The sequence below is a fragment of the Novosphingobium sp. EMRT-2 genome (assembly GCF_005145025.1).
Taxonomy (GTDB): domain Bacteria; phylum Pseudomonadota; class Alphaproteobacteria; order Sphingomonadales; family Sphingomonadaceae; genus Novosphingobium.
Genome location: NZ_CP039695.1, coordinates 1,671,265 through 1,694,543 on the forward strand (window position 1 = coordinate 1,671,265; position 23,279 = coordinate 1,694,543).

22 protein-coding genes are annotated in these 23,279 nt (G+C 66.7%); 15 read left to right on the forward strand and 7 right to left on the reverse strand.

Going from position 1 to position 23,279, the window contains the following annotated elements:
• Positions 1 to 128: 128 nt before the first annotated feature.
• Positions 129 to 2,459: a TonB-dependent receptor gene (locus FA702_RS08255; protein WP_136955757.1), complete on the reverse strand. Its 2,331-nt coding sequence runs from the start codon at positions 2,457 to 2,459 to the stop codon at positions 129 to 131.
• A 195-nt stretch (positions 2,460 to 2,654) separates the two neighbouring features.
• On the opposite strand from FA702_RS08255, the gene FA702_RS08260 reads away from it, so the two are divergent.
• Positions 2,655 to 3,266, forward strand: a complete 612-nt coding sequence (locus FA702_RS08260; RefSeq protein ID WP_136955758.1) for a TetR/AcrR family transcriptional regulator — start codon at positions 2,655 to 2,657, stop codon at positions 3,264 to 3,266.
• Positions 3,267 to 3,468: 202 nt separating this feature from the next.
• Here FA702_RS08260 and FA702_RS08265 read toward each other — a convergent pair whose 3' ends face one another.
• Genes FA702_RS08265 through FA702_RS08275 form a run of 3 tightly spaced genes read right to left on the reverse strand, consistent with a single transcriptional unit; the run spans position 3,469 to position 5,266 of the window.
• The gene (locus tag FA702_RS08265; protein ID WP_136955759.1) at positions 3,469 to 4,377 is read right to left on the reverse strand and encodes a sterol desaturase family protein; all 909 of its coding nucleotides are present in this window, start codon (positions 4,375 to 4,377) and stop codon (positions 3,469 to 3,471) included.
• Between the two features lie 4 nt (positions 4,378 to 4,381).
• Complete coding sequence (locus tag FA702_RS08270) at positions 4,382 to 4,816, reverse strand: hypothetical protein (RefSeq protein ID WP_233497517.1); 435 nt, start codon at positions 4,814 to 4,816, stop codon at positions 4,382 to 4,384.
• Between the two features lie 15 nt (positions 4,817 to 4,831).
• The gene (locus FA702_RS08275; RefSeq protein WP_136955760.1) at positions 4,832 to 5,266 is read right to left on the reverse strand and encodes a TIGR01244 family sulfur transferase; all 435 of its coding nucleotides are present in this window, start codon (positions 5,264 to 5,266) and stop codon (positions 4,832 to 4,834) included.
• A gap of 384 nt (positions 5,267 to 5,650) precedes the next feature.
• Between FA702_RS08275 and FA702_RS23460 the strand changes: the two genes are divergently transcribed.
• From FA702_RS23460 to FA702_RS08310, 7 genes are all read left to right on the forward strand, one after another.
• On the forward strand, positions 5,651 to 6,424 hold the full coding sequence (locus FA702_RS23460; protein ID WP_125954776.1) for a cold-shock protein: 774 nt from the start codon (positions 5,651 to 5,653) through the stop codon (positions 6,422 to 6,424).
• 136 nt (positions 6,425 to 6,560) lie between these two features.
• On the forward strand, positions 6,561 to 7,754 hold the full coding sequence (locus tag FA702_RS08285) for an aspartate aminotransferase family protein (protein WP_125954662.1): 1,194 nt from the start codon (positions 6,561 to 6,563) through the stop codon (positions 7,752 to 7,754).
• Positions 7,751 to 8,677, forward strand: a complete 927-nt coding sequence (gene argF / locus FA702_RS08290; RefSeq protein WP_136955761.1) for an ornithine carbamoyltransferase — start codon at positions 7,751 to 7,753, stop codon at positions 8,675 to 8,677. The genes FA702_RS08285 and argF overlap by 4 nt, the downstream gene beginning before the upstream one ends.
• Before the next feature lie 21 nt (positions 8,678 to 8,698).
• The gene (locus tag FA702_RS08295) at positions 8,699 to 9,607 is read left to right on the forward strand and encodes an Hsp33 family molecular chaperone HslO (protein WP_124810648.1); all 909 of its coding nucleotides are present in this window, start codon (positions 8,699 to 8,701) and stop codon (positions 9,605 to 9,607) included.
• Positions 9,608 to 9,705: 98 nt separating this feature from the next.
• Positions 9,706 to 10,158, forward strand: a complete 453-nt coding sequence (locus FA702_RS08300) for a hypothetical protein (RefSeq protein ID WP_255504768.1) — start codon at positions 9,706 to 9,708, stop codon at positions 10,156 to 10,158.
• A gap of 71 nt (positions 10,159 to 10,229) precedes the next feature.
• Positions 10,230 to 10,946 carry a 7-cyano-7-deazaguanine synthase QueC gene (gene queC, locus FA702_RS08305; RefSeq protein WP_124810649.1) on the forward strand — a complete coding sequence of 239 codons (717 nt, stop codon included), beginning with the start codon at positions 10,230 to 10,232 and terminating at the stop codon, positions 10,944 to 10,946.
• Positions 10,933 to 12,486, forward strand: coding sequence for an MFS transporter (locus FA702_RS08310; RefSeq protein ID WP_136955762.1), 1,554 nt, complete (start codon positions 10,933 to 10,935; stop codon positions 12,484 to 12,486). The genes queC and FA702_RS08310 overlap by 14 nt, the downstream gene beginning before the upstream one ends.
• A gap of 9 nt (positions 12,487 to 12,495) precedes the next feature.
• Here FA702_RS08310 and FA702_RS08315 read toward each other — a convergent pair whose 3' ends face one another.
• Positions 12,496 to 13,485 carry an agmatine deiminase family protein gene (locus FA702_RS08315; RefSeq protein WP_136955763.1) on the reverse strand — a complete coding sequence of 330 codons (990 nt, stop codon included), beginning with the start codon at positions 13,483 to 13,485 and terminating at the stop codon, positions 12,496 to 12,498.
• A 16-nt stretch (positions 13,486 to 13,501) separates the two neighbouring features.
• Complete coding sequence (locus tag FA702_RS08320; RefSeq protein WP_370385506.1) at positions 13,502 to 15,202, reverse strand: M28 family metallopeptidase; 1,701 nt, start codon at positions 15,200 to 15,202, stop codon at positions 13,502 to 13,504.
• Positions 15,203 to 15,364: 162 nt separating this feature from the next.
• Between FA702_RS08320 and FA702_RS08325 the strand changes: the two genes are divergently transcribed.
• The 4 genes from FA702_RS08325 to FA702_RS08340 all read left to right on the forward strand — a co-directional run bounded on the left by FA702_RS08325 (position 15,365) and on the right by FA702_RS08340 (position 20,238).
• Positions 15,365 to 18,073, forward strand: coding sequence for a bifunctional [glutamine synthetase] adenylyltransferase/[glutamine synthetase]-adenylyl-L-tyrosine phosphorylase (locus tag FA702_RS08325; protein ID WP_136955764.1), 2,709 nt, complete (start codon positions 15,365 to 15,367; stop codon positions 18,071 to 18,073).
• Positions 18,070 to 18,543 (forward strand): peroxiredoxin, encoded by a 474-nt coding sequence (locus FA702_RS08330; protein ID WP_136955765.1) that lies wholly within the window; start codon positions 18,070 to 18,072, stop codon positions 18,541 to 18,543. The genes FA702_RS08325 and FA702_RS08330 overlap by 4 nt, the downstream gene beginning before the upstream one ends.
• The gene (locus tag FA702_RS08335) at positions 18,543 to 19,340 is read left to right on the forward strand and encodes a ferritin-like domain-containing protein (RefSeq protein WP_136955766.1); all 798 of its coding nucleotides are present in this window, start codon (positions 18,543 to 18,545) and stop codon (positions 19,338 to 19,340) included. The genes FA702_RS08330 and FA702_RS08335 overlap by 1 nt, the downstream gene beginning before the upstream one ends.
• Positions 19,341 to 19,533: 193 nt before the next feature.
• Positions 19,534 to 20,238, forward strand: a complete 705-nt coding sequence (locus FA702_RS08340) for a M23 family metallopeptidase (protein WP_136955767.1) — start codon at positions 19,534 to 19,536, stop codon at positions 20,236 to 20,238.
• A gap of 15 nt (positions 20,239 to 20,253) precedes the next feature.
• Here FA702_RS08340 and FA702_RS22770 read toward each other — a convergent pair whose 3' ends face one another.
• On the reverse strand, positions 20,254 to 20,418 hold the full coding sequence (locus FA702_RS22770) for a hypothetical protein (protein WP_168196029.1): 165 nt from the start codon (positions 20,416 to 20,418) through the stop codon (positions 20,254 to 20,256).
• A gap of 87 nt (positions 20,419 to 20,505) precedes the next feature.
• Here FA702_RS22770 and FA702_RS08345 point away from each other — a divergent pair, with 87 nt between their 5' ends.
• The 3 genes from FA702_RS08345 to FA702_RS08355 all read left to right on the forward strand — a co-directional run bounded on the left by FA702_RS08345 (position 20,506) and on the right by FA702_RS08355 (position 23,247).
• The gene (locus tag FA702_RS08345; RefSeq protein WP_136955768.1) at positions 20,506 to 21,144 is read left to right on the forward strand and encodes a pyridoxamine 5'-phosphate oxidase family protein; all 639 of its coding nucleotides are present in this window, start codon (positions 20,506 to 20,508) and stop codon (positions 21,142 to 21,144) included.
• Positions 21,137 to 21,607 carry a nuclear transport factor 2 family protein gene (locus FA702_RS08350; RefSeq protein ID WP_136955769.1) on the forward strand — a complete coding sequence of 157 codons (471 nt, stop codon included), beginning with the start codon at positions 21,137 to 21,139 and terminating at the stop codon, positions 21,605 to 21,607. The genes FA702_RS08345 and FA702_RS08350 overlap by 8 nt, the downstream gene beginning before the upstream one ends.
• Positions 21,608 to 21,696: 89 nt before the next feature.
• The gene (locus tag FA702_RS08355) at positions 21,697 to 23,247 is read left to right on the forward strand and encodes an acyl-CoA synthetase (protein WP_136955770.1); all 1,551 of its coding nucleotides are present in this window, start codon (positions 21,697 to 21,699) and stop codon (positions 23,245 to 23,247) included.
• Positions 23,248 to 23,279 lie beyond the last annotated feature (32 nt).

The window sequence follows — 23,279 nt, forward strand, 5'->3', positions numbered from 1 at the left end:
TACAGTTCCCCGAGAGGAAAGGCCGGAAGCAGGGTCACCTGCTTCCGGCCTTTGCGTATTGACCCCGTTGGCGCCCCTTCCGCCGAGGGAGGAGAGGAGGGGGAAAGGGGCGCCGGGGATCGCGTGCGTCAGAAGCGCACGCCGAGCGTGAGATTCCAGGTGCGCGGATCGCCGTAGTACACGGTCTGGATGTTGCCGACCGAGCTGAACTCCTGCCCGTCGGTCTTGTAGAGCGCGTTACCCACGTTCTTGACCATGCCGCGCAGGTAGAACCGGTCGTAATCGAGCTGGGCATAGACGTTGCCCAGCAGATAGCCGTCCTCCGTCAGGCCGGGGCGGTTGTCGACCGAAAGGTACTGCTTGTCGACGAAGCGGACATCACCGCCGAAGCTGAGCGAGGCTTCGCCCAGCGGAATGCGGTAGTCCGCGCCGATCCGCATCGTGAGCGGCGGAGCGAAGGCCGGCTTGCAGGTGATCTTCGTGCCGGTGGGGTTGCAGCTGAACGAGGGCGCGCGACGGCCGTCGTTGAACTCCTTGTACTTGGCATCGAGGTAACCGACCGACGCGGTCAGCGTCAGCGGCGTGGACGGGCGCACCGCCGCTTCGAATTCGAAGCCCTGAATGCGCAGCTTGCCCGCGTTGATGACGGGGAAGCTGCCGCCGTTGATGCCGGTGTTGCCACCGCCGACACGCGCCTGGAAGTCCTTGTAGTCGGAATAGAACGCCGCCGCCGACAGCGAGACGCGCCCGTCCAGGAACGTGCCCTTGGCGCCGGCTTCATAAGTCCACACCGTTTCCGGCTTGAACGTCGGCACGATCTGCGTGGTGCCGTTCACCGCCAGCGTCACGTCGGCGAGGCTGTTGACGCGGCCGTTGAAACCGCCCGACTTGAAGCCCCGGCTGGCCGAGGCATAGACCAACGTGTTGGTGGTCGGCTTGTAGCTGAGCGTGGCCGATGGCGTCCACGCATCGTAGCTGACTTCGTCGAGCGTGTTGTATGGCGCCGGCAGGCTGGTCGGGAACGCGAACGTGCTGACGATGCGGATCGCCGGGAACACCGGGCTGGTGGTCGTTGCCGTCGTGGTGCGGAAGTACTTCTTCTTCTCGTGCGTGTAGCGCAGGCCCGCCGTCAGCGCGAGCTTCTCGGTGAAGTTGTAGGTCAGCTGGCCGAACGCGGCATAGCTCTTGGTGTTCTGCCGGTCATCGATCGTGCGCAGGAAGTTCAGCGGCGTGCCGACATACTGGAGGTAGCTGTCGGCATAGGCTTCCTGGTGCGAATTGACCTGTTCGTCGAGGAAGTAGAGCCCGACCACGCCCTTCAGCTTTTCGGTATCCAGCTTGAGCTGCAATTCCTGGCTGAACTGGTGCTGGCGCGTGCCCACGAACACATCGCCCACTTCCGCCGCCGTGGCATCGATATCGACGTAGAAGTTCGTCTTCAGCTTGCGATAGGCGGTGATCGAGGTGAGCTGGAGGTTGTCGGTCAGATCGACATTGATCGTGCCCGAAAGACCCCAGTGATCGAGCCGCTGGCCTTCGCCGTTCTTGAAGCTGGTCGATGCGGTGTAGTTATAGCGGCCGGTCGGCGCTGTGGCGATGACGAACGGCGTGACGCTGGTGAAGGTGGAATTGTAGTTGAAGCCGATGAGGTTGGCCGTGGCCTGCCCCAGCGTGAGCGCGTTGCGCTGGCGGGTGTAGTCGCCGGAGATGAGCACCTCGACCCGGTCGGACGGCTTGGCGCGCAGGATCGCGCGGCCCGACAGGTTGTTGCGATCGTTGTACTTCTTGCCGGTGGCGGGATCGGTGACGATGCCATCGCGGTTGTCATAGACGCCAGCCAGCGACAGCGCGAGCTTGTCGGTCACCAGCGGCGCCGTGATATAACCCTTGGCAGTCACTTCGTTGAAGCGGCCATAGGTGAACGCGCCCTCGCCCCGGATCGTGTCCAGATCGGGCTTCTTCGACACCACGTTGACCGCGCCACCGATGGTGTTCTTGCCGTAAAGCGAGCCCTGTGGCCCGCGCAGCACTTCCACGCGCTGCACGTCGAACAGGTTGAGCAGCGCGCCCTGGATGCGGCTGAGATAGACGCCATCGACATAGACGCCCACGGCAGGGTCGAAGGTCTGCAACGCATCGGGCTGGCCGATGCCGCGGATGTAGAAGTTGGCCGACGAGGCCGAGCCACGCCCCTGCACGATGTTCACGTTGGGGATCGCGCCCTGCACGCCGGAAAGGTCCTTGGCGCCGGCCTTTTCCAACCCTTCGGTGGACAGCGCCGTGATGGCGATCGGCACATCGACCAGGCGTTCCTCGCGCTTGCGGGCAACGACGACGATTTCGCCCGAATCATTCGCCACAGCTTCGGAGGCAGCTTCCTGCGCGAAAACGGGCATGGCGGGCAGCGCAACAAGCGCAGTGGTGGCGGCCGCAAGGGCGCGCACGCGAAAACGGTTCATGGATCAGGCTCCCTCTCACGGACCGATGAAAGGCCCGTCTGCGCGAACCGATATTGAAAGTTGAACCATGTTTCAACTTTTCATTTGAGACAAACCGAAATCGTGGATAGGACGTGGCGAAAGCGCAACAGCCCCGGCACTAAGGACCGGGTTCGGGCGGTCGGAGGGACGATCGCCCACGGATGGGAGAGCAGGGTGTCGGTAGATCCGGAAAAGGCGAGCCCCGGCAAGGCCCCGCGTACCGCGCGGGGACGGGAAACGCTGCGGCGCCTGCTCGATGCCGCGGCGGCCGAGTTCGGCGAACGCGGCTTCCACGAAGCCTCGATCAGCGGGATCACCCGCCGCGCGGGAACGGCGCTAGGCAGCTTCTATACCTATTTCGATTCGAAGGACGCGATCTTCACCGCGCTGGTGCGCGACATGTCCGCCCGTGTCGCCACCACCGCGGCCGCGGCCGTCAGCGCGGGAGCAACAGGGCTGGTGCGCGAGCGGGAGGCGCTGGAAGGCTTCCTGCGCTTCGCGCGCGAGCACAAGGAAATCTACCGCATCATCGACGAGGCGGAGTTCGCCGATCCGCAAAGCTACCGTGCGCACTACGAAGGCACCGCGCTGCGCATCGCCGCGCGCCTAGACGACGGCGTCGCCCAGGGTACGCTGCGCGCAGGCGATCAGGAAGTGCGCGCCTGGGCGCTGATGGGCATGAACGTGTTCCTGGGCCTGCGTTTCGGCGTGTGGGACGCCAGCCGGCCGGTGGAAGACATCGCCGGAGTGGCGGCGGACCTGCTGCGCGACGGGCTTTCAATCTAGAGCCCGTCGCCCAAAATCAAATCCCGTCATCCCGGCGAAGGCCGGGATCTCATGCCGGATTGCCTGAGGCCAGAGATGCCAGCCTACGCTGGCATGACGGGGGAAGATGGAGAGGCATAAAGGGGTCTTGACGGTTGTCGCCCATTCTCGGTCGCTCCACTCGCTCCTGCATTTGTCCACGCCAGGACATCAATCGAGGGGCTCAACCCGAGGCTGCCCCGTCCTGCCGTTCGCGCCAGCGCTGCCGGATACGGTCGGACGTGTCGCGGCTGCCATCGTGGCTCCACCCCGGTTCGCGCACGAGGTAGGCCAGCTTGTAGCGTAGCGGCGCGACCGCGAAGTCCTTCAACATGCCCGCCCATTCGTGGAACACCGACCACCCGATCCCGAACGTGCCGAGCTGGCGGACGATGCCGTAGCGGATGCGTTCGTCCTCCAGTTCGGGCTGGAACGTGCGGAACAGGCGATCCCACACGATCAGCGCCCCGGCATAGTTGCGATCGAGATAGACCGGGTTGGTCGCATGGTGGACCCGGTGATGCGACGGCGTATTGAACACCGCCTCGAACCAGCGCGGCATCCGGCCGATCGCCTCGGTGTGAATCCAGAACTGGTACACCAGGTTCACGCCCCCCACCGTCACCAGCATCGCCGGGTGAAAGCCGAGCAGCGCCGGCCAGATGCGGAACACGAACGAGAGCGCGAAAAAGCCGGTCCAGGTCTGCCGCAGCGCGGTGGACAGGTTGTAGTGCTGGCTCGAATGGTGGTTGACGTGGCTTGCCCAGAACCAGCGGATGCGGTGGCCGGTGCGGTGCGCCCAGTAATAGTTGAAATCGTCGAGCACGAAGCACGCGATCCAGGCCCACCAGGCGAACGGCACCGTAGCCACGCGGTGCTGATAGAGCCACATCGCGGCGGCATAGACCACCCCGGCGGTCAGCGCGCCGGCAACCGTACTGCCCAGCCCCAGCGCCAGCGAGGTCCAGGTATCGCGCGGTTCATAGGCTTCCGGCGCGCGGCGGCGCGCCCACGCCATTTCCGCGATCATCGCCAGGATGAAGAACGGCACCGCGTAAGTCACGATATCGAAAGGATGGATGTCCGGCGTCATGGCCCTATCCTTCCAGCCGGCGGAGGCTTGCCGCCCAGGCCTGCGCATCGGGGCCGAGGTTGAGCGTGATCGTGCCGAAGCGGCTGTCCCCGGTGGAAACGGTCAGGAACTGCTGGTCGAGCCGGACGCCGGCGTGGCTTTCCAGCAGTCGCGCGGCGAAGTGGCTGCCATGGCGGCGAATCAGCATGACCCGGCCCTGCGCATCGCGCACCAGCGCGCCGATCCGCGCCTTGTCGAGCCCGACCGCCACCGGCACGAAGCCGCACATCGCCTCGTCGGCCAGCGCGCCCGCGTGATCCTCGTCGCGAATCCGCACGTCGCCGCCCAGATTCATCCAGCGCGCGAGTTGCACCACGAACAGCACCCCGACCAGGGAAGCCAGCGTCTTGAGCACGAGAAGCACGCCGGGCTGGGCAAGAAACGCCTGCACCACTTTCACGATCGCTGTACCGGCTCAACCGGCCTGCGCCGCGAGCATATCGACCTGCGCGCGAACCGGCGTGATGTCATACCCCGCGCCGGCCGCACCCGCCGCGATCCGCGACGGATTGCGGCCAGCCGCCGCCTCGGCCAGCGCCCACAGCAGCGTGGAGCGCGTACCGGATCGGCAGTAGGCGAGCACTGGCCGGTCGCCCGCCTGGTCCAGCGCCTTGCGCATCGCTTCCACCTGCCAGGCAGCGAAGCCCGCGTGCGTCACGGGGATCGCGTGATAGGCGATCCCGGCCTCGCGCGCCGCTGCCTCGATCGCGGCACCCGGCGTCTGATCGTCGGATTCGTCCTCGGGACGGTTGTTGATGATCACGGCGATTCCCAGCGCTTTCGCCTCGGCCACGTCCGCCACCGTGATCTGCGGACTGGCATAAGTGCGATCATCGATCTTGCGGAACAACGGTGCCTACTCCCGGATTGAGGCTGACGACGGCGAATGCCGGTCGTGGCAGGACTCGTGCAGGTGATCGCGCCGGCTCGCCCTCCGAAACGGCACGCAATTGACAGTGCTTCTGCCCAAACCACTGGCCAAGAGCAAGCATTCGCAGCCGCCTCCGGGATCGGAAAAATTGCCTCCGAAACGGCGGATCAACGAAAGTTCCCGGAAATCCGGTCTCTTTTGCCGATTCCATTCGCGCTATGGCTTTTTCTTCGCTATAGAGATGAGTGCAATGAAGAAGGTCGGCCTTTTGTCCGGCGCGGATTCCTTGTCGTGCCGCCGGTCTCCGCATCCGGCCCGCGGCGCCGGGGAAAGCAGGGGCGGAACGAAGGTCTATTGAAGTTTATGGGTTTTGACAGAGGGCGGCGGGGTCGCGGACGGGATAAGCGCGACGGATTCGGCGAAGACAATTTCGATCCCTACAGCGGCGGTGGCGGCGGCTTCGGCGGCGGTTACGATCGTGGCGGATTCGGCGGTGGTGACCGCGGCGGATTCGGCGGCGGCAACCGTGGTGGCGGCTTCGGCGGCGGTGATCGCGGTGGCTTCGGCGGCGGTGGCAACCGTGGCGGCGGCTTCGGCGGCGGCGGCGGTGGTGGCGGCTTCGGCGGCCCCCGTGGCGGCGGCATGCCCGCGCAGGTCGTCGGCACCGGCAAGGGCAAGGTGAAGTTCTTCAATGCCCAGAAGGGCTTTGGCTTCATCCAGCGCGACGAAGGCGGCGAAGACGTTTTCGTGCACATCAGCGCGGTTGAACGCGCCGGGCTGGAAGGCCTGGCCGAAGGTCAGGAACTCGAATTCAACCTGGTCGATCGCGGCGGCAAGATTTCGGCGGCGGACCTTCAGGTCGTCGGCGACGTGATCGAGGTTGCCTCCAAGCCGGCCGCGCCGCAGCGCGAACTGACGGGCGAAAAGGCGACCGGCACGGTCAAGTTCTTCAACGCGATGAAGGGCTTCGGCTTCATCACGCGTGATGACGGCCAGCCGGACGCGTTCGTGCACATCAGCGCTGTGGAGCGTTCGGGCATGCGCGAGCTGAATGAAGGCGACAAGCTGGAATTCGATCTCGAGGTCGATCGACGAGGCAAGTACTCGGCGGTCAACCTGGTGCCGCGTCAGGATTGATCCGGTCCGCACCGGCCCCGGCATTTGACCGGGGGCCTGCAACACAATAAACGCGCGCAAATGGCGGCCAGTCGGCCGCCATTTGTCGTTTGCGATTCCCGTCTTCCGATTTGCGTGAATGAAACAGGAGCTGCCCATGTCGATCACACCGCTCATGCCCGTCTATCCCCGGTGCGGCGTGCGACCTGTGCGAGGGGAGCACTGCCACCTCATTGACGAGAACGGCACCCGCTATCTCGATTTCGCCAGCGGCATCGCCGTCAACCTGCTCGGCCATTCGAACGCGCACCTGATCGGCGCGATCCAGCAGCAGGCGGCGACGCTGATGCACGTGTCGAACCTCTACGGCAGCCCGCAGGGCGAGCATCTTGCGCAGCGGCTGGTCGATCTGACGTTCGCCGATACCGTGTTCTTCACCAATTCGGGCGCCGAGGCTGTGGAATGCGCGATCAAGACCGCGCGCGCCTATCACCAGCATGCCGGCGACGATCACAAGTTCGAGCTGATCACGTTCAAGAACGCATTCCACGGCCGCACGATGGCCACGATCAGCGCGTCGAATCAGGACAAGATGCACAAGGGCTTCCTGCCCCTGCTGCCCGGCTTCAAGTACGTCGAGTTCGACGATCTGGAAGGCGCGAAAGCCGCGATCGGCCCCAACACGGCCGGCTTCCTGGTCGAACCGATCCAGGGCGAAGGCGGCATCCGCGATGGCTCCGACGCGTTCATCAAGGGCCTGCGCGACCTGTCCGACGAAAACGACCTGATGCTGGTGTTCGACGAGGTGCAGTGCGGCGTGGCGCGCACCGGCACGCTCTATGCCTATGAACAATATGGCGTGCTTCCGGACATCATGGCGACGGCCAAGGGCATCGGCGGCGGATTCCCGATGGGCGCCTGCCTCGCCACCGAAAAGGCCGCGCGCGGCATGGTCTTCGGCACGCACGGCAGCACCTATGGCGGCAACCCGCTGGCCATGGCTGCCGGCGAAGCGGTGCTGGATATCGTCGCCACCCCCGAATTCCTGTCCAACGTGCGCGCCACCGGCGAACGCCTGCGCGGCCGCCTGGAACAGTTCATCGGCAACTACCCGGATCTGTTCGAACTGGTGCGCGGACGCGGGCTGATGCTGGGCGTCAAGATGAAGATCGAGCCCCGCGCGTTCGTGGCGCATCTGCGCGACAACCACCAGCTGCTCACGGTTTCGGCCGGCGACAACACCCTGCGCGTGCTGCCACCGCTGGTGATCGACGATTCGCATATCGATGAATTCATGGACAAGCTCTCGGCCGGCGCCGCGAGCTACAAGGTCGAGGCCACGCCATCATGACCCGGCATTTCCTGAACCTGACCGACGCGGGCGGCGATGCCGTTGCCGCGATGCTGAACGACGCGATCGACCGGAAGGCGGCGCGCAAGGGCTTCCCCAAGGGGCGCGTCGACGACGATGCGCCGCTGGCCGGGCACGTGCTGGCCATGGTGTTCGAGAAGAACTCCACCCGCACGCGCGTGTCGTTCGACGTGGCGATGCGCCAGCTTGGCGGCAGCGCACTGGTGCTCGACGCCGGTACCACCCAGCTTGGCCGGGGCGAGACGATCGCCGATACCGCGCGCGTGCTGAGCCGCATGGCCGACGCCATCATGCTGCGCACCGACGATCACGCCAAGGTCGAGGAACTGGCGCACCACGCGACCGTGCCGGTGATCAACGGGCTGACGGACCTGTCGCACCCCTGCCAGATCATGGCAGACCTGCTGACCGTGATCGAACACGGCAAGGCCCTGCCCGGCCTGGAAGTCGCCTGGCTGGGCGATGGCAACAACGTGCTCAACTCGATCGTCGAAGCGGCGGGGCTGATGAAGTTCAACGTTCGCATCGGCGTGCCCGAAGGCTATGAATCCGATGCCGGGTTCATCGCCCGCGCGCAGGCCGGCGGCGCGCGCGTCTCGCTTCACCGCGACGCCGCCGAAGCGGCGCGCGGCGCGGACGTGGTGGTAACCGACACCTGGATTTCGATGGGGCAGGCCCACGCCGAAGCCAAGCTGCAGGCCATGGCGCCCTATCAGGTCAACGATGCGCTGATGGCGCAGGCAAATGCGGACGCCCTGTTCCTGCACTGCCTGCCCGCGCATCGCGGCGAAGAGGTGACCGATTCGGTGATCGACGGCCCGCGGTCGGTGGTATGGGATGAAGCGGAGAACCGCATCCATGCCCAGAAGTCGGTGCTGCGCTGGGTTTTCGGCCAGATCTGAAGGCAACGGTGAACACGGCTGATGAGCGCTCCTGATATTCACGATGGCGAAACCGGCTTCGACCGGACGCTGCTGTTCACCGTGCCCGATCGCGACGCGCGCGGCCGGGTCGTGCGGCTTGGCCCGGTGCTGGATCGCATCCTTTCGGCGCACGCCTATCCCGCACCGGTCAAGCATCTGCTGGCCGAAGCGCTGGTGCTGACCGCGCTGCTCGGCTCGCTGCTCAAGGACGAGCAAGGCCAGCTGACCATGCAGGCGCAGACGCGGGAGGGCGTGATCGACCTGCTGGTCTGCGATTACCGGGGCGGCGAACTGCGCGGCTATGCGCGGTTCGACAAGGCGCGGCTCGACGAGCTGGGGCCGGCCCCCACGCTGCACGCCCTGTTCGGCGATGGCTATCTGGCGGTGACCTTCGATCTTCCCTCCACCGACCAGCGCTATCAAGGCATCGTGCCGCTGGAAGGTTCGTGCCTGGCCGAAGCCTGCGAAGCCTATTTCCTCCAGTCCGAGCAGGTGCCCACGCTGATCCGGTCCGCCGTGCGCCACGATGCCACGGGCTGCGTCGGCGGCGGCCTGCTGCTGCAGCACCTGCCCGAGGGCGAGGAGGGTCGCGAGCGGCTGCACGCGCGGCTCGACCATCCGCAATGGGAGCATATCGCGACCATGGGCGGCAGCGTGAAGGCCGAAGAGCTGCTCGATCCCGCGCTGAGCATGGAAAGCATCGCGTGGCGCCTGTTTCACGAGGAACGGGAAGTGCGCGTCGAACGCGGACCGGCGCTGGAACGCGGTTGTCGCTGCACCGTCGAGCACTACCGATCGATACTGTCCCGCTTTCCCGAAAGTGAGCGCGCCGAAATGCGCAACGAAGATGGCGTGATCGTGGTCGATTGCGCGTTCTGTTCGCGCGATTTCGCAATCGATCTGGATTGAGGTCATGCCGCGCCGGCGCGGGCCATTGAATCTGGTCCGGACCGCCCTATTTTTGTCATGAAATATTGTGAAATCCCGCACTGACAACGGACGTGGGGATGTCATTGTTAATGGCCATGAACTGGAACGAGCGAATCATTGCGCGCCTGGGGCGCGGTGCGGTCCTTGCCGGGATCGCGACGCTGGCCTTCGCCGCGCCGTCGCTGCTGGCGCAGCGTTCGGGCCTGCTGATGCTTGACCGCTTCGAAGCGGGCCAATGGGACGTCCGCGTGCGCGATACCACGACCACACGCAGTTCGCTGTGCATCGACAACGGACGCGACCTGGTCCAGCTGCGCCACGCCGGCGCCGCCTGCCGCAGCGTGGTGATCGAGGACACGCCCAGTGCCGTCACCATTCAATACACCTGCCCCGGCAACGGCTATGGCCGCACGCGCATCCGCATGGAGAACGCGCGGCTGGCCCAGATCGAAACGCAGGGCATCGCCCAAGGGCTGCCCTTCGACTATTCGGCCGAAGCGCGCCGCGTGGGCAGTTGCACGCCGCGCTGACCCTATCCCGCATCCCGGTCCTGTTCGTGCTTGCCATTGCCAGCGCGGCTATGCCCCGCTAGCCCAAGGGGATGGTCGAACACGTTGACGTGCAAGTGAAGAATACCGACGCGGCTCCCCTGGCCGTGGTGCTGCTGTCCGGCGGGCTGGATTCGATGGTCTGCGCGGGGCTGGCGCTGGAACAGGGCTTCCGCGTGCTGGCGCTGACGATCGATTACAACCAGCGCCACCGCATTGAACTGGACGCCGCGCGCAAGATCGCCGCCCGGCTCCGGGTGGACCGCCACGTGGTGCTGCCGCTCGATCTGCGCCAGTTCGGCGGTTCGGCGCTGACCGACGCCATCGACGTGCCCAAGGACGGCGTCGGGCCGGACATTCCGGTCACTTACGTGCCCGCGCGCAACCTCGTGTTTCTCTCGCTCGCGCTCGCCTGGGCCGAAGCGGCGGGATCGAAGGACCTGTTCATCGGCGTCAACGCGCTCGACTATTCCGGCTATCCGGATTGCCGCCCGGAATTCGTGGCGGGGTTCGAGGGACTGGCGCGCATTGCCACCAAGTTCGGATCGGAAGGGGGCACCGTGCGCGTCCACGCGCCGCTCCAGTACCTGACCAAGGCGGGGATCGCGCGCGAAGCCGTGCGACTCGGGCTGGATACCAGCGAAAGCTGGTCCTGCTACGATCCCCTGCCCGATGGGACCGCCTGCGGCCTGTGCGACAGCTGTCGCCTGCGGCAGGCGGGATTTGCCGAAGCGGGACTGGAGGACGGCACGCGGTATGGAGGATCCTGAAACCCCGGCGAGAGGCGAAAAAGCCCCCCGGATCGAACCCTATAGCTGGTACGCGCTGGGCGTACTGGTCATTGTTTATATACTCAACTTCATCGATCGCCAGTTGCTGACCATCCTTGCGGTGGACCTGAAGCGCGATCTGGGCATTTCCGACAGCGAATTCGGCTTCCTCTATGGCACGGCGTTCGGCGTGTTCTATGCGCTGTTCGGCATTCCGCTGGGCAAGCTGGCGGACCGCTGGACGCGCACCCGGTTGCTGGCGATCGGCCTCGCCGTATGGTCGGCGATGACCGCGCTTTCCGGCCTTTCCCGCAATTTCACGCAACTGGGCCTCGCCCGGATCGGCGTGGGCGTGGGCGAAGCCTCGGCCGGCCCCTCCGCCTATTCGCTGCTGTCCGACTACTTCCCACCGCAGCGCCGCGCCACTGCGATCGCGATCTATTCCGCCGGTATCTATCTGGGCGGCGGTGTTTCGCTGTTCATCGGCAGTTCGATCGCCAATGGCTGGAACAATGGATTCGCGCCCGGCGCGCATCCGTTCGGGCTGGCGGGCTGGCAGGTCGCGTTCCTGGCCGTGGGCCTGCCCGGCCTGTTGCTGGCGCTGTGGGTGAACAGCCTGCGCGAGCCGGCGCGCGGCCGCTACGATCCGCCCGCACACCGGCGTACGCCACCGGAGGGCTCCCCGTTCAAGGCTTTCCTGGGCGACCTTGGCACGATCGTGCCGCCCTTCACCCTGATCGCCGCCGCTCGGCGGGGCGGGGCGGCGCTGACGGCCAACATCGCGGCCGCGGCGATCATCGCCGCGCTTTCGGCGGGCATCACCGCGCTGCTGGGCGATCCGGTGCAGTGGATCGCGCTGGGCGTGGGCAGCTATGCCATCTTCTCGTGGGCGGCGAGCCTGCGCGTGCAGGACCCGGCCGCTTTCGCCGCGATCTGGAAATCGCCTTCGGTGCTGGGCGTGACCGTCGGCTACGGCTTGATCAGCTTCGTGTCCTACGCCAATTCGGCGTTCGGCCCGCTCTATGCCATCCGCACCTTCCACGCCAGCACCGACGAAGTGGCGATCATGGTCGGCGGGCTGGCGGCGGCTGGCGGCGCGGCGGGGGTGATCGCCGGCGGCGCGATGGCGGACCGCCTGAGCCGGGGCCACGACAACGCCCGGCGCGTGCTGGTGGTGATCGGCGGTCTGGCGACAGGCCTGCTGCCCTATGCGGTGATGCTGACCACGGGCAGCAAGGCGGTGTTCTACGCGATGATCTTCCCGACCTGGTTCCTGCTGAGCGCCGCGCTGGGCGGGGCTTCGGGCACGATCGTCAACATCGTGCCGCCGCAGGTGCGCGCCACGGCGACGGCGGCGTTCCTGCTCGGCGCGACGATGCTGGGGCTGGCGCTCGGTCCCTATGCCGCCGGCCGCCTCTCGACCGATTTCGGCAGTCTCAAGGTCGGGCTGGTGGGGGTTCTCGCCGTGGTTCCGGTCGCCTTCGCCGCGCTGTTCATCGCGTGGCGCACGCTGAACCGCCAGCACCAGGGTGAAGGGTAGGAGAACGCTTCAGGCGGACGGCATCTGCTGGCTGGAACAGTGGAAGCCGCCACCACCCGCCAGCACCGCATCGGCCATCAGCCCCACGGTGTCGCGCCCCGGAAACAGCGCGGCGATGGCGGCCACGCCTTCGTCATCGTGGGGCGAACCGAAGATCGGGACCACCACCAGCTTCGTGGTCACGACGAAGTTCATGTAGCTCGCCGGCTGGACCATGCCGTCCCATTCGATCCGGCCAGGCGACGGCACTTCGGCCACCTTCACGCCCATCGCCCGCGCGCGCGCCGCGGCGTCGGCATAGATCGCGGCATTGGGATCGTCCGCCCCCGTCGCGCGCGGCAGGGCGATGCGGTTGGGCGCGACGAACCGGCCGAGATTGTCGACGTGCCCGTCGGTGTGATCGTTGATCAGGCCATCGCCCAGCCACAGCACCCGGTCGAACCCGAGATCGCGCGCCAGCCGCATTTCGAGATCGGCTTGCGAGAGATGCGGATTGCGGTTGGGATTGAGCAGGCATTGCCCCGTGGTTGCGACCAGCCCGGTGCCGTCCCCATCCAGCGCACCGCCCTCAAGAATCCAGTCGCAACGGTCGGCAGCCAGCCCGGCGCTGTCGGCCAGATCGGCGCCGATCCGCGTATCGCCATCCATCACGTACTTGCCGCCCCAGCCGTTGAAGCCGAACAGCCGTGCCCGGCGGTTTCCTGCCGCATCGCGCACCACCAGCGGCCCGGTATCGCGCAGCCAAACATCGCCATAGACGCGCTGTTCCAGCCGCACCGCGCCGCTGACGAGTTGCCGCGCGCGCGCGGCATTGGCTTCGTCGCGGACGATTAGGCGCACTTGCTGGCCGCTTTCCGCAACCGCGCTGGCGAAGGCGGCAATCTGCTCCTGCGCCGTTTCGATAACGCCGGACCATTCTTCCGCCAGATGCGGAAAGCCGATCCATAGCCAGTCCTGCGGATGCCATTCCGGCGGCATCCGCATCCCGTTCCCGCTCATCGTCCGTCTTGTCCTGTTACTTCGTCTTAACGCCCGCTTCGGCCAGGCTCCGGTCCCGAATGGCCCGGAACTCGTCGCCCGGATGCCAGTTCGGCCAGACCGTGCTGTCGGCCAGCGCGCGGCCGAGCCGGTAGTAGAGTTCCACTTCCTGCGCCATGCCGGAAAAGTCCCAGTTGTCCGAATATTCGTCGCTGGGCTGGTGATAGCGGTTGTTGGTGTAATCTTCCGACGCGGCCTCGCCCGCTGCCTTGCCGCCCACGACAAGATCGGTGCCACGGCCGACCGCGAACATCGGCACGCCGCGCTTGGCCATGCTGAAGTGGTCCGAACGGTAGTAGTGGCCGCGCTCGGCGTGATCCTCGGGCGTTTCGACCAGACCCATCTCGCCTTCGACGCGACGGAGAATCGCGGTCAGTTCGGACTTGTCGCCGCCCGTCACCTGCACGTCGCGCGTGGCGCCAACGGGGTACAGTCCATCCATGTTCACGCCGCCCACGGTCTTCGCCAGCGGATAGATCGGGTTGCGGGCGTAGTATTCCGAGCCGAGCAGGCCGGATTCCTCCAGCGTGACCGCCAGGAACACCTCGCTGCGCTGCGCCGGCCCCGCCGCGCGGTTCATCTTGGCAAGCTCGGCCAGCGCGGCCACGCCGGTGGCGTTGTCGACCGCGCCGTTGCAGATGTCGTCCCCCTTGGCATCGGCCTGGCAATGGCCGAGGTGATCCCAGTGCGCGGTGTAGAGGACGTATTCGTCCGGGCGCGTCTTGCCGGGCAGGATGCCGATCACGTTGTGCGAAACCGACCGCCGGATCGCATTGTCGAACGAGAAGCTGACCTTGAGCCCCAGCGGAACCGCCTTGAAGCCCTTTTGCTTGGCGGCGGCGGTGAGCTGCGCAAGGTTCTGGCCCGCCGCGGCGAAGATCGCTTCGGCCACCGGCTTCTGCAACCAGCCATTGGCCTCGGTCTGGTCCGCGCCGTCGTTCGGCGTCTGCACGAAATACTGCGCGCCAGCCCAGCTCGATTCCACCACGTTCCAGCCATAGGCGGCGGGGAAGGTATCGTGGACGATCAGCGCCGCTTTCGCGCCCTGCCGCGCCGCTTCCTCGAACTTGTAGGTCCAGCGGCCGTAGTAGGTCATCCGGCGCCCCTTGAACGGTCCGTCCTCGGTCGCGGTTTCGTAGTCGGGATCGTTGACGAGGATGACCACCGTCTTCCCCTTCACGTCAACGCCGGCATAATCGTTCCAGCCCAGTTCCGGCGCGTTGACGCCATAACCGACGAAGACCAGTTCGCTGTCGCGCACGTCGGTCTTCGACGTGATGCGGTAGCTGCCGGCAACGAAATCCTTGCCGCGCGTGAACGTCAGCGGTTGCGCGGCGCCCGTCACGACCAGCGGGCTGACGTTGCCTGCCGTGACTTCCACCGTGGGCACGTCCTGCAGCCAGCCACCCTTGTTGCCGGGTTGCAGGCCCGCCTGCTTGAAGCGCGCGATGATCGCATCGAGCACCTTGGGCTCGACGGCGGTGCTGGGGCCACGCCCTTCCAGCGCGTCGGACGCCAGCGTCTTCACCATGTCGCGCATCAGCGCCTGGTCGACCGGAGGCACCTTCGGCGCCGGAGCGGCCATCGCGGCGGAAGCAACCAGAACGGAGGCCATCACACTGCCGGCGAAGCGCGCCGCAAACCGCGCGGACGAACCGCAAACCTTGCGATATGTCATTGAGCAACCTTTCGAAAATCGATCATGCGCCAGAGCCCCTCTGGCGCGCAATGCGCGGACCTTGGCAGAGCCGGGAAAGCCGCGCAAGGCACGCCCGCGCTTGATCGCGCCGCCTTCACGAGGCATCGCGGGAAGGCGCAGGGACGAGGGAGCGGAAACACGATGACGGACTGGCAAAACGCGATCGGACGGGCGCGCGATCATGCCCCGTTCCTGTGCCGCGCGCTGGACAGGCTGCCCGCCATCGAAGCCCTGCTCGCCGACGGGCGGATCGAGGATGCCCTCGCCGCCGCCAAGGGCATGGGCGAAGGCATCGACGATGTCTCTGTCGCGCTCCGCCGCGAACGGCTGGCGCTGGCGCTAGCGCTGGCGATCGGCGACCTCGCCGGCGCTCTGCCGCTGGAACGCGTGGTGGGCGAGCTTTCCACCTTCGCCGACCGCGCGCTGGACGCGGCCATCGCCGCCGCGATCCGCCGGCGCGCGCCCGATGCCGATCCGCGCGGTTTTTCCGCCATCGCGCTGGGCAAGCACGGCGCGGGCGAACTCAACTATTCGTCCGACATCGATCCGATCCTGCTCTACGATCCGCTCACCCTGCCCCGGCGCGATCGCGACGAGCCGGGCGAAGCCGCGCAGCGCGTGGCGCGGGCGGTGGTCGAGATCCTTTCCACCGTGAACGCCGACGGCTATGTGTTCCGGATCGACCTGCGCCTGCGCCCGGCGTCGGAAGTCAGCCCGCTGGCCCTGCCCTTCGAAGCGGCGATCACGCATTACGAATCGAGCGCGCTGGCCTGGGAACGCGCGGCCTTCATCCGCGCGCGCGCCGCCGCCGGCGATGTTGCCGCGGGCCAGGCCTTTCTCGACACGATCCGCCCGTTCGTCTGGCGCCGCAGCCTCGATTTCGGCGCGATCGCCGAGATCGGCCGCCTGACCACCCGCATCCGCGATCACTATGCCGGCGGGCAGGCGATCGGCCCCGGCTATGACCTGAAGCGCGGGCGCGGCGGCATTCGCGAGGTGGAGTTCTTCGCGCAGACGCACCAGTTGATCCATGGCGGGCGCAATCCCGCCCTGCGCCAGCGCGGCACCCGCGCCTCGCTCGACGCGCTGGCGCAGGCCGGCATCATTGATGCCAGCGATGCCCGCGTGCTCGGCGACAGCTATGACCGCCTGCGCGTGCTGGAGCACCGCCTGCAGATGGTGGCCGACCAGCAGACCCACAGCCTGCCGACCGACCCCGCAGCGCTCGACAGCGTGGCCCGGCTCGACGGGCTGCCGCACGGCAAGGCGCTGGTCGATGAACTGGCCACGATTTCGGAAGCGGTCGGCACCCGGTTCGACGCGCTGATCCGCATCTATGCCCCGACCGGCGCGGTTGCGGTTGAGACCCGGCCGCTGGTGGGCGAGCTGGAACAACTGGGCTTTGCCGATGCCGAGGCGCTGGCCACGCGCATCGAAGGCTGGGAAGGCGGCCAGTTCCGCGCCCTGCGCGGCGCCGAAGCGCGCAACGCCTATGCCCGGCTGCGCCCGCAGCTGCTACGCGCGCTGGCCGAAGCGCCCGATCCGGAACGCGCGCTGCTGCGCTGGGAGCAGTTGCTGGGCGGCCTGCCATCGGCGATCAACGTCTTCCGCCTGCTCGAAGCTCGGCCCGGCCTGCTCGCCGTGGTCATGCGCATCCTGGCCCATGCGCCGACGCTGGCCGACGAACTCGCGCGGCGCAGCGACCTGCTCGATACGCTGATCGACCGCTCCGCCTTCGACCTGCCCGGCAGCGTGGAGGAGATCATGGCAGAGCTTGCGCGCTGCGAGGCCGGCGACGATTACCAGCGCGTGCTCGACGCGGTGCGCGTCAAGGTCAGCGAACTGCGCTTTGCGCTGGGCGTGCAACTGATCGAGGGGCAACACGATCCGCTGGACGTGGCGGCGGCGCTCTCGCGCGTGGCCGAAGCGGCGATCGAGGTGCTGGGCGCGGCCGCCGTCAGCGAATTCGTGACGAACCACGGCGTGGTTCCGGACAGCCGGCTGGTCGTGCTCGGCCTCGGCCGACTTGGCGGCGCGGCACTGACCCATGCCTCGGACCTGGATCTGGTGTTCCTGTTCAGCGGCGATCACATGCGCGAAAGCGATGGAAGACGGCCGCTGGGCGGCACGTTGTACTATAACCGGCTGGCGCAGCGCGTGATCGCCGCGCTGTCCGTGCCGACGGCGGCGGGCGCGCTCTACGAAGTCGATACCCGGCTGCGGCCCTCGGGCGCGCAGGGGCCGATCGCGGTCAGCCTCGACAGCTTCGAGCGCTACCAGCGCGAAGACGCCTGGACCTGGGAACACATGGCGCTGTGCCGCGCCCGCCCGCTGCTCGGCACCGCAGACGACCGGGCGGAACTGCATGCGATCATCGACACGGTGCTGCACGCCCCGCGCGATGCCGCGAAGCTGCGCGAGGACGTGCTGCACATGCGCGGCGAGATGGCGAAGCACAAGCCGCCAAAGGGGCCGCTCGATGTCAAGCTGGCGCGCGGCGGGCTGGTCGACCTGGAGTTCATCGTCCACTACCTGCAACTGCGCGAGCACGCGGGGCTGGACCCCGATCTGGGCCGCGCGATCGAGGCGCTTTCCGCCGCCGGCCTGCTGCCCCCCGATCTGCGCGCGGCCTACGAGCTGCTGGTGCGCCTGCTGATCGTGGTGCGGCTGGTTGCCCCCGATGGCATGTTCCCGCCCGAGGCAAGCCGCTGTATCGTCGCCAATGCTTGCTGCCTGGAAAGTGGCGGCGGCGACTGGAACGCGCTGCTTGACGCAGTGCGGCAGGCGCGGCAGCGCATCGCCGCCGCGTGGCAGCAGATGTTCGACGAAGAACTGGAGATCGAGGAATGAGCGAGAGACCCGGCCCGGGCGATGCCCTGCCTGACATGGCCCTGACCACGCCCGATGGCGGCACGGTGCGCACGTCCGATTTCGCGGGCCGCAAGCTGGTGCTGTTCTTCTACCCCAAGGACGATACCCCCGGCTGCACCACCGAGAACAAGGATTTCTCCGCGTTGGCCGGCGAATTCGACGCCGCCGGCGCCGCGCTGTTGGGGGTGAGCAAGGACCCGCCCAAGAAGCACGCGAAGTTCATCGAGAAGCACGGCCTGGCCGCGCCGCTCGCCTCCGATGCAGAGGAGGGCGGGCTGTCTGACGCCCTGGGCATCTGGACCGAAAAGTCGATGTACGGCCGCACCTACATGGGCATGGAGCGCACGACCTACCTGGTCGGCGCGGACGGCCGGATCGCGCGGGTCTGGAACAAGGTGAAGGTCAAAGGCCACGCCGAGGAAGTGCTCGCCGCCGCCAAGGCGCTTTGATGACCGATCGCCCGAGCGTTTCCGCCGCGATCCGCGCGGCCATGCTGACCGCCGCGCCCGATGCGAAGGTCATGGCCACGCGGGCCGTGGCGCGCGACTGGGCGGCGGGGCGGCTGGCCTTCCGCTTCGAGGCCGCGATGCCCGACATGCCGGCCCGGCCCGCCGCACCCGTCCTGCTGCGGCCCAACGCCATGCCCAAGCGCGGGCGCGGCGGATCGGAGCGCGGCCGCATCGCCCTGCTCCACGCGCTGGCGCATATCGAATTCGTCGCGATCGATCTGGCGCTGGACGCGGCCGGACGGTTCGGCGCGGAGCGCGGCGCGCAGTTCGTCTCGGACTGGTTGTCGGTGGCCGCCGACGAAGCGATGCACCACGCCCTGCTCGCGCGGCGGCTGCGCACGCTGGGCAGCTTCTATGGCGCGATGCCCGCCCACGACGGCTTGTGGGATGCCGCGCGGGAGACCGCTCACGATATCGCCGCGCGCCTTGCGGTGGTGCCCATGGTGCTGGAAGCGCGCGGGCTGGACGTGACGCCGACCACGATCGAACGCTTCACCGCCGTTGGCGATGAACGCAGCGCGCGCATCCTGTCCCGCATCCTGGCCGACGAAATTCGCCATGTGCGCTTCGGCACATCGCACTTCGCGCAAGTCTGCCAGGAACGGGCTGAATCGCCGCCCGACCTGTGGCGAACGCTGGTTGCGCGGCATTTTCGCGGCACTGTTAAGCCACCGTTCAACGACTCAGCGCGTCGATCAGCCGGTTTATCGTATGATTTCCTGAAAGGGGTTGCCTAACCGCAACACCCCCCTCTACCCCTTGCGTCACGAGATGGCGGGGGGGCTTCCGACCAACTCTGACACAAGAACCGACGGCAGCAGGCAAAGCCTGTCTGCGGCCTGAGGGCAGAATTGTACTGGGGAAAATCGTGATCCGGACAGAGGCGCCACGCCTTCCTGCGGATCGGATAAAAGGGTTGTTCGGGTCGTAATGTCGCAAAACAAAACCTTCCAGTCGGTCTTCGGTGCCCTTGCCGCCGCAACCTTCGCATTCTCCGCCGCTCCGGCTTTGGCCAACAGCGCCGCCGCCGCCGATATCGCCGCTCCGCTCCGCGCCGCGGAAGCCGCCAAGACCGGCGCTTCGGATAACGGCGACGAGGAATTTCACCAGCTTTTCGCCAGCTGGCAGGCTCTCGATACCGGTTCGTCGACCGCAGCGCCCGTGCGCCGCTCCGGCCCGGTTTCCATCCCCTCGCTGATCCCGGTCACCAGCAGCCGTTCCATGAGCAGCGGCTTTGGCCTGCGCGTCCATCCGGTTCTCGGCGGTCTGCGCGCCCACAAGGGCATCGATCTTCCCGCGCCCACTGGCACGCCGATCCATGCGACCGCCGATGGCGTCGTCGGCCGCGCCGACTGGTTCAGCGGCTACGGCCTCTATGTTCAGCTCGAACATGGCGGCAACATGGAAACGCGCTATGGCCACATGTCGCGCATTGCCGTTGCCGAAGGCCAGACCGTCCACAAGGGTGACGTGATCGGCTATGTCGGTTCGACCGGCCGTTCCACCGGCCCGCACCTGCACTATGAAGTCCGGGTTGCCGGCGAAGCCGTGAACCCGCTGCCTTACATGCAGACGCCCGCGAGCGGCCTGCTTGTCACCAACGACCCGGCCGAAGGACGCGGCGGACCCGAATAACAAGCCGTCCCGGTTTTAAAGAAGCATCTTGGAGAGGGTGCGGAAAAAGGCGGCGGTGACGTCGCCTTTTTCTTTGGTGATTGTATCGCCTTTGCCTTGGGCCTGTTCCTTCTGACAGCCATCCGCCGGCGCTACACCCGAGCCCACCGGGATATTCTCCCATAAATCGGAAGAATGCATTCCTTTCCTGGCCGATTATCAAAGAGGTTTTCGGAGCCTACAACGAATCCCGACGCTGGCGACGTGGCTGGCGAACGGGAGGTTCCTATGGCCTACGGTTTTCTGGACATCGCGATGACGCCGAGCGTGCGCGCGGCGCAGCGCGCCATGGGCAGCGCGGACATGTGGACCGATATCCGCACGGATCGTTCGTTCGATCGCTTTACGGAAGCGGAAGCCGCCTTCATTGCCGCGCGGGACAGCTTCTACATGGCCAGCACCTCGGAAACCGGCTGGCCCTATGTTCAGCACCGGGGCGGAACGCCCGGCTTCCTGCGGATGATCGACGATCGCACGCTTGCCTTCGCGGACTATCGCGGCAACCGGCAGTACATCAGCCTGGGCAATCTGTCGGCCGATGACCGGGTTGCCCTGATCCTCATGGACTATCCTCGTCGGCGGCGCATGAAAATCTATGCCCACGTAGAGGTGGTGGCGCTCGATGCCGATCCGGAACTGACCGCCAAAGTGATCGATCCGCGCGACAAGGCGAAGCCGGAACGGATTTTCGTTCTGCGGCTGCGCGCCTTCGACTGGAACTGCCCGCAGCATATCACGCCACGCTACACGGACCGCGAAGTGGCGCTGGCCATCCAGCCGCTGCGCGATCAGCTTGCCACGCTCGAAGCGGAAAACGCGGCGCTCCGCGCCCGCATCGCCACCCAGGAAGGACACGACGATGACTGAACAGCGCCCTCCGCTGCCCCCGTTCTCCGAAGAGACCGCCATCACCAAGGTCCGGCTGGCCGAGGACGCCTGGAACAGCCGCGATCCGGAACGGGTGGCGCTGGCCTATACGCCGGACAGTCTCTGGCGCAACCGCGACACCTTCCTGCAAGGGCGCGCCGCGATCGTGGCGTTTCTCGCCGCCAAGTGGCAGCGCGAGCGGGACTATCGCCTTATCAAGGAACTGTGGGCCTTCCACGAAAACCGGATCGCCGTGCGCTTCGCCTACGAATGGCGGGACCAGGCCGGGCAATGGTTCCGGTCCTACGGCAACGAGAACTGGGAGTTCGACGAACACGGGCTGATGCGGCGGCGCATTGCCAGCATCAACGACGCGCCGATTGCCGAAGCCGACAGGCGCTTCCACTGGCCGCAAGGACGGCGGCCCGACGATTATGAGAGCCTGTCCGCGTTCGGATTCTGATCGTCAGCCATTGCGCAATTTAATCGGTCGGTTAAAGTACTTCGCAAAGGAGTCCCTGAAGACTCCGCGCGAAGAAGGATGCCGAACCGATGCAATACCATCCGACGTTCCATGCCCGGACCAATCCCGATCGCCCGGCAGTGATCATGGGCGGGAGCGGACGGACCATCACCTATCGCGAGCTGGACGAAGCCAGCAACCGGGCGGCGCAACTGTTCCGGTCGCGCGGGCTGAAGATCGGCGACACGATCGCGATCTGCCTTGAGAACCATCCCGATTTCTTCTCGGTCGCCTGGGGCGCGCAGCGGGCCGGGCTGGTCTATGTCGCAGTCTCCAGCCGCCTTACCGCGCCGGAAATCGCCTATATCGCCAAGGACAGCGGCGCGAAGCTGCTGATCGGTTCGGCCTATCTCGCCCCCGTTCTCGATGAAGTCGCCGCGCTCGATCCCGACCTGCCCCAATTGCGGTTCGGCGGAGAGGGCAACCTCAGCGCCGAAGCGGCGTTCGCGGCCATGCCCGCCACGTCCATCGCCGACGAGCGCGCGGGCTGTGACATGCTCTATTCCTCCGGCACCACGGGCAAGCCCAAGGGCGTGCGCGTGCCGCTGCCGGAAGACCCGGCAATCGGCGCGCCGAATTCGCTGCTGGCGCTCGCCTCGCAGGCGTTCGGCATCGGGCCGGACGCCGTCTATCTCTCCCCTGCCCCGCTCTATCATGCCGCGCCGTTGCGCTGGTCGATGACGGTGCATCGCCTTGGCGGCACCGTCGTCGTGATGGAAAAGTTCGATCCGGAAGCGGCGCTGGACCTGATCCAGAGGCTCAAGGTCACCGACAGCCAGTGGGTGCCGACCCATTTCGTGCGGATGCTCAAGCTGCCGGAGGAGGTCCGCGCCCGCTATGACGTGTCCTCGCTCAAGAACGCGATCCACGCCGCCGCGCCCTGCCCCGTGCCGGTGAAGAAGGCGATGATCGAATGGTGGGGGCCAGTGCTGCGCGAATACTACGCGGGCACCGAAGGCAACGGCTTCACGTTCATTTCCAGCGAGGAATGGCTGCAACGGCCGGGCTCGGTCGGGCGCGCGCTGCTGGGCACGATCCGCATTTGCGACGAGAACGGCGACGAGGTGCCACGCGGCACCGAGGGGCAGGTGTTCTTCGAGGGCGGCAGCGTGTTCAGCTATCACAACGATCCTGACAAGACGCGCGATGCCACCAACAAGCACGGCTGGACCAGCCTGGGCGACGTGGGCATCCAGGACGAGGAAGGCTATCTGTTCCTCACCGACCGCAAGAGCTTCATGATCATTTCGGGTGGGGTGAACATCTATCCGCAGGAGATCGAGAACCTGCTGGTGCATCATCCCAAGGTCGCCGATGCCGCCGTGATCGGCGCGCCCGATCCCGACATGGGCGAACGCGTGATCGCCGTGGTCCAGCCCGCGAACATGGCCGACGCCGGGCCAGAGCTTGCCGCCGAACTGACCGAATGGCTCGCCCCGCAGCTTTCGCGGGTGAAGATGCCGCGCACGATCGATTTCCGCGAGGAACTGCCGCGCGAACCCACGGGCAAGCTGTTCAAGCGCCTGCTGCGCGATGAATACCGCGCCGCCGCCGAAGCCGCGAAATCACCAACCGCCTGAACATCTGCCCCTGATCGCCCGCAGGCTGACAC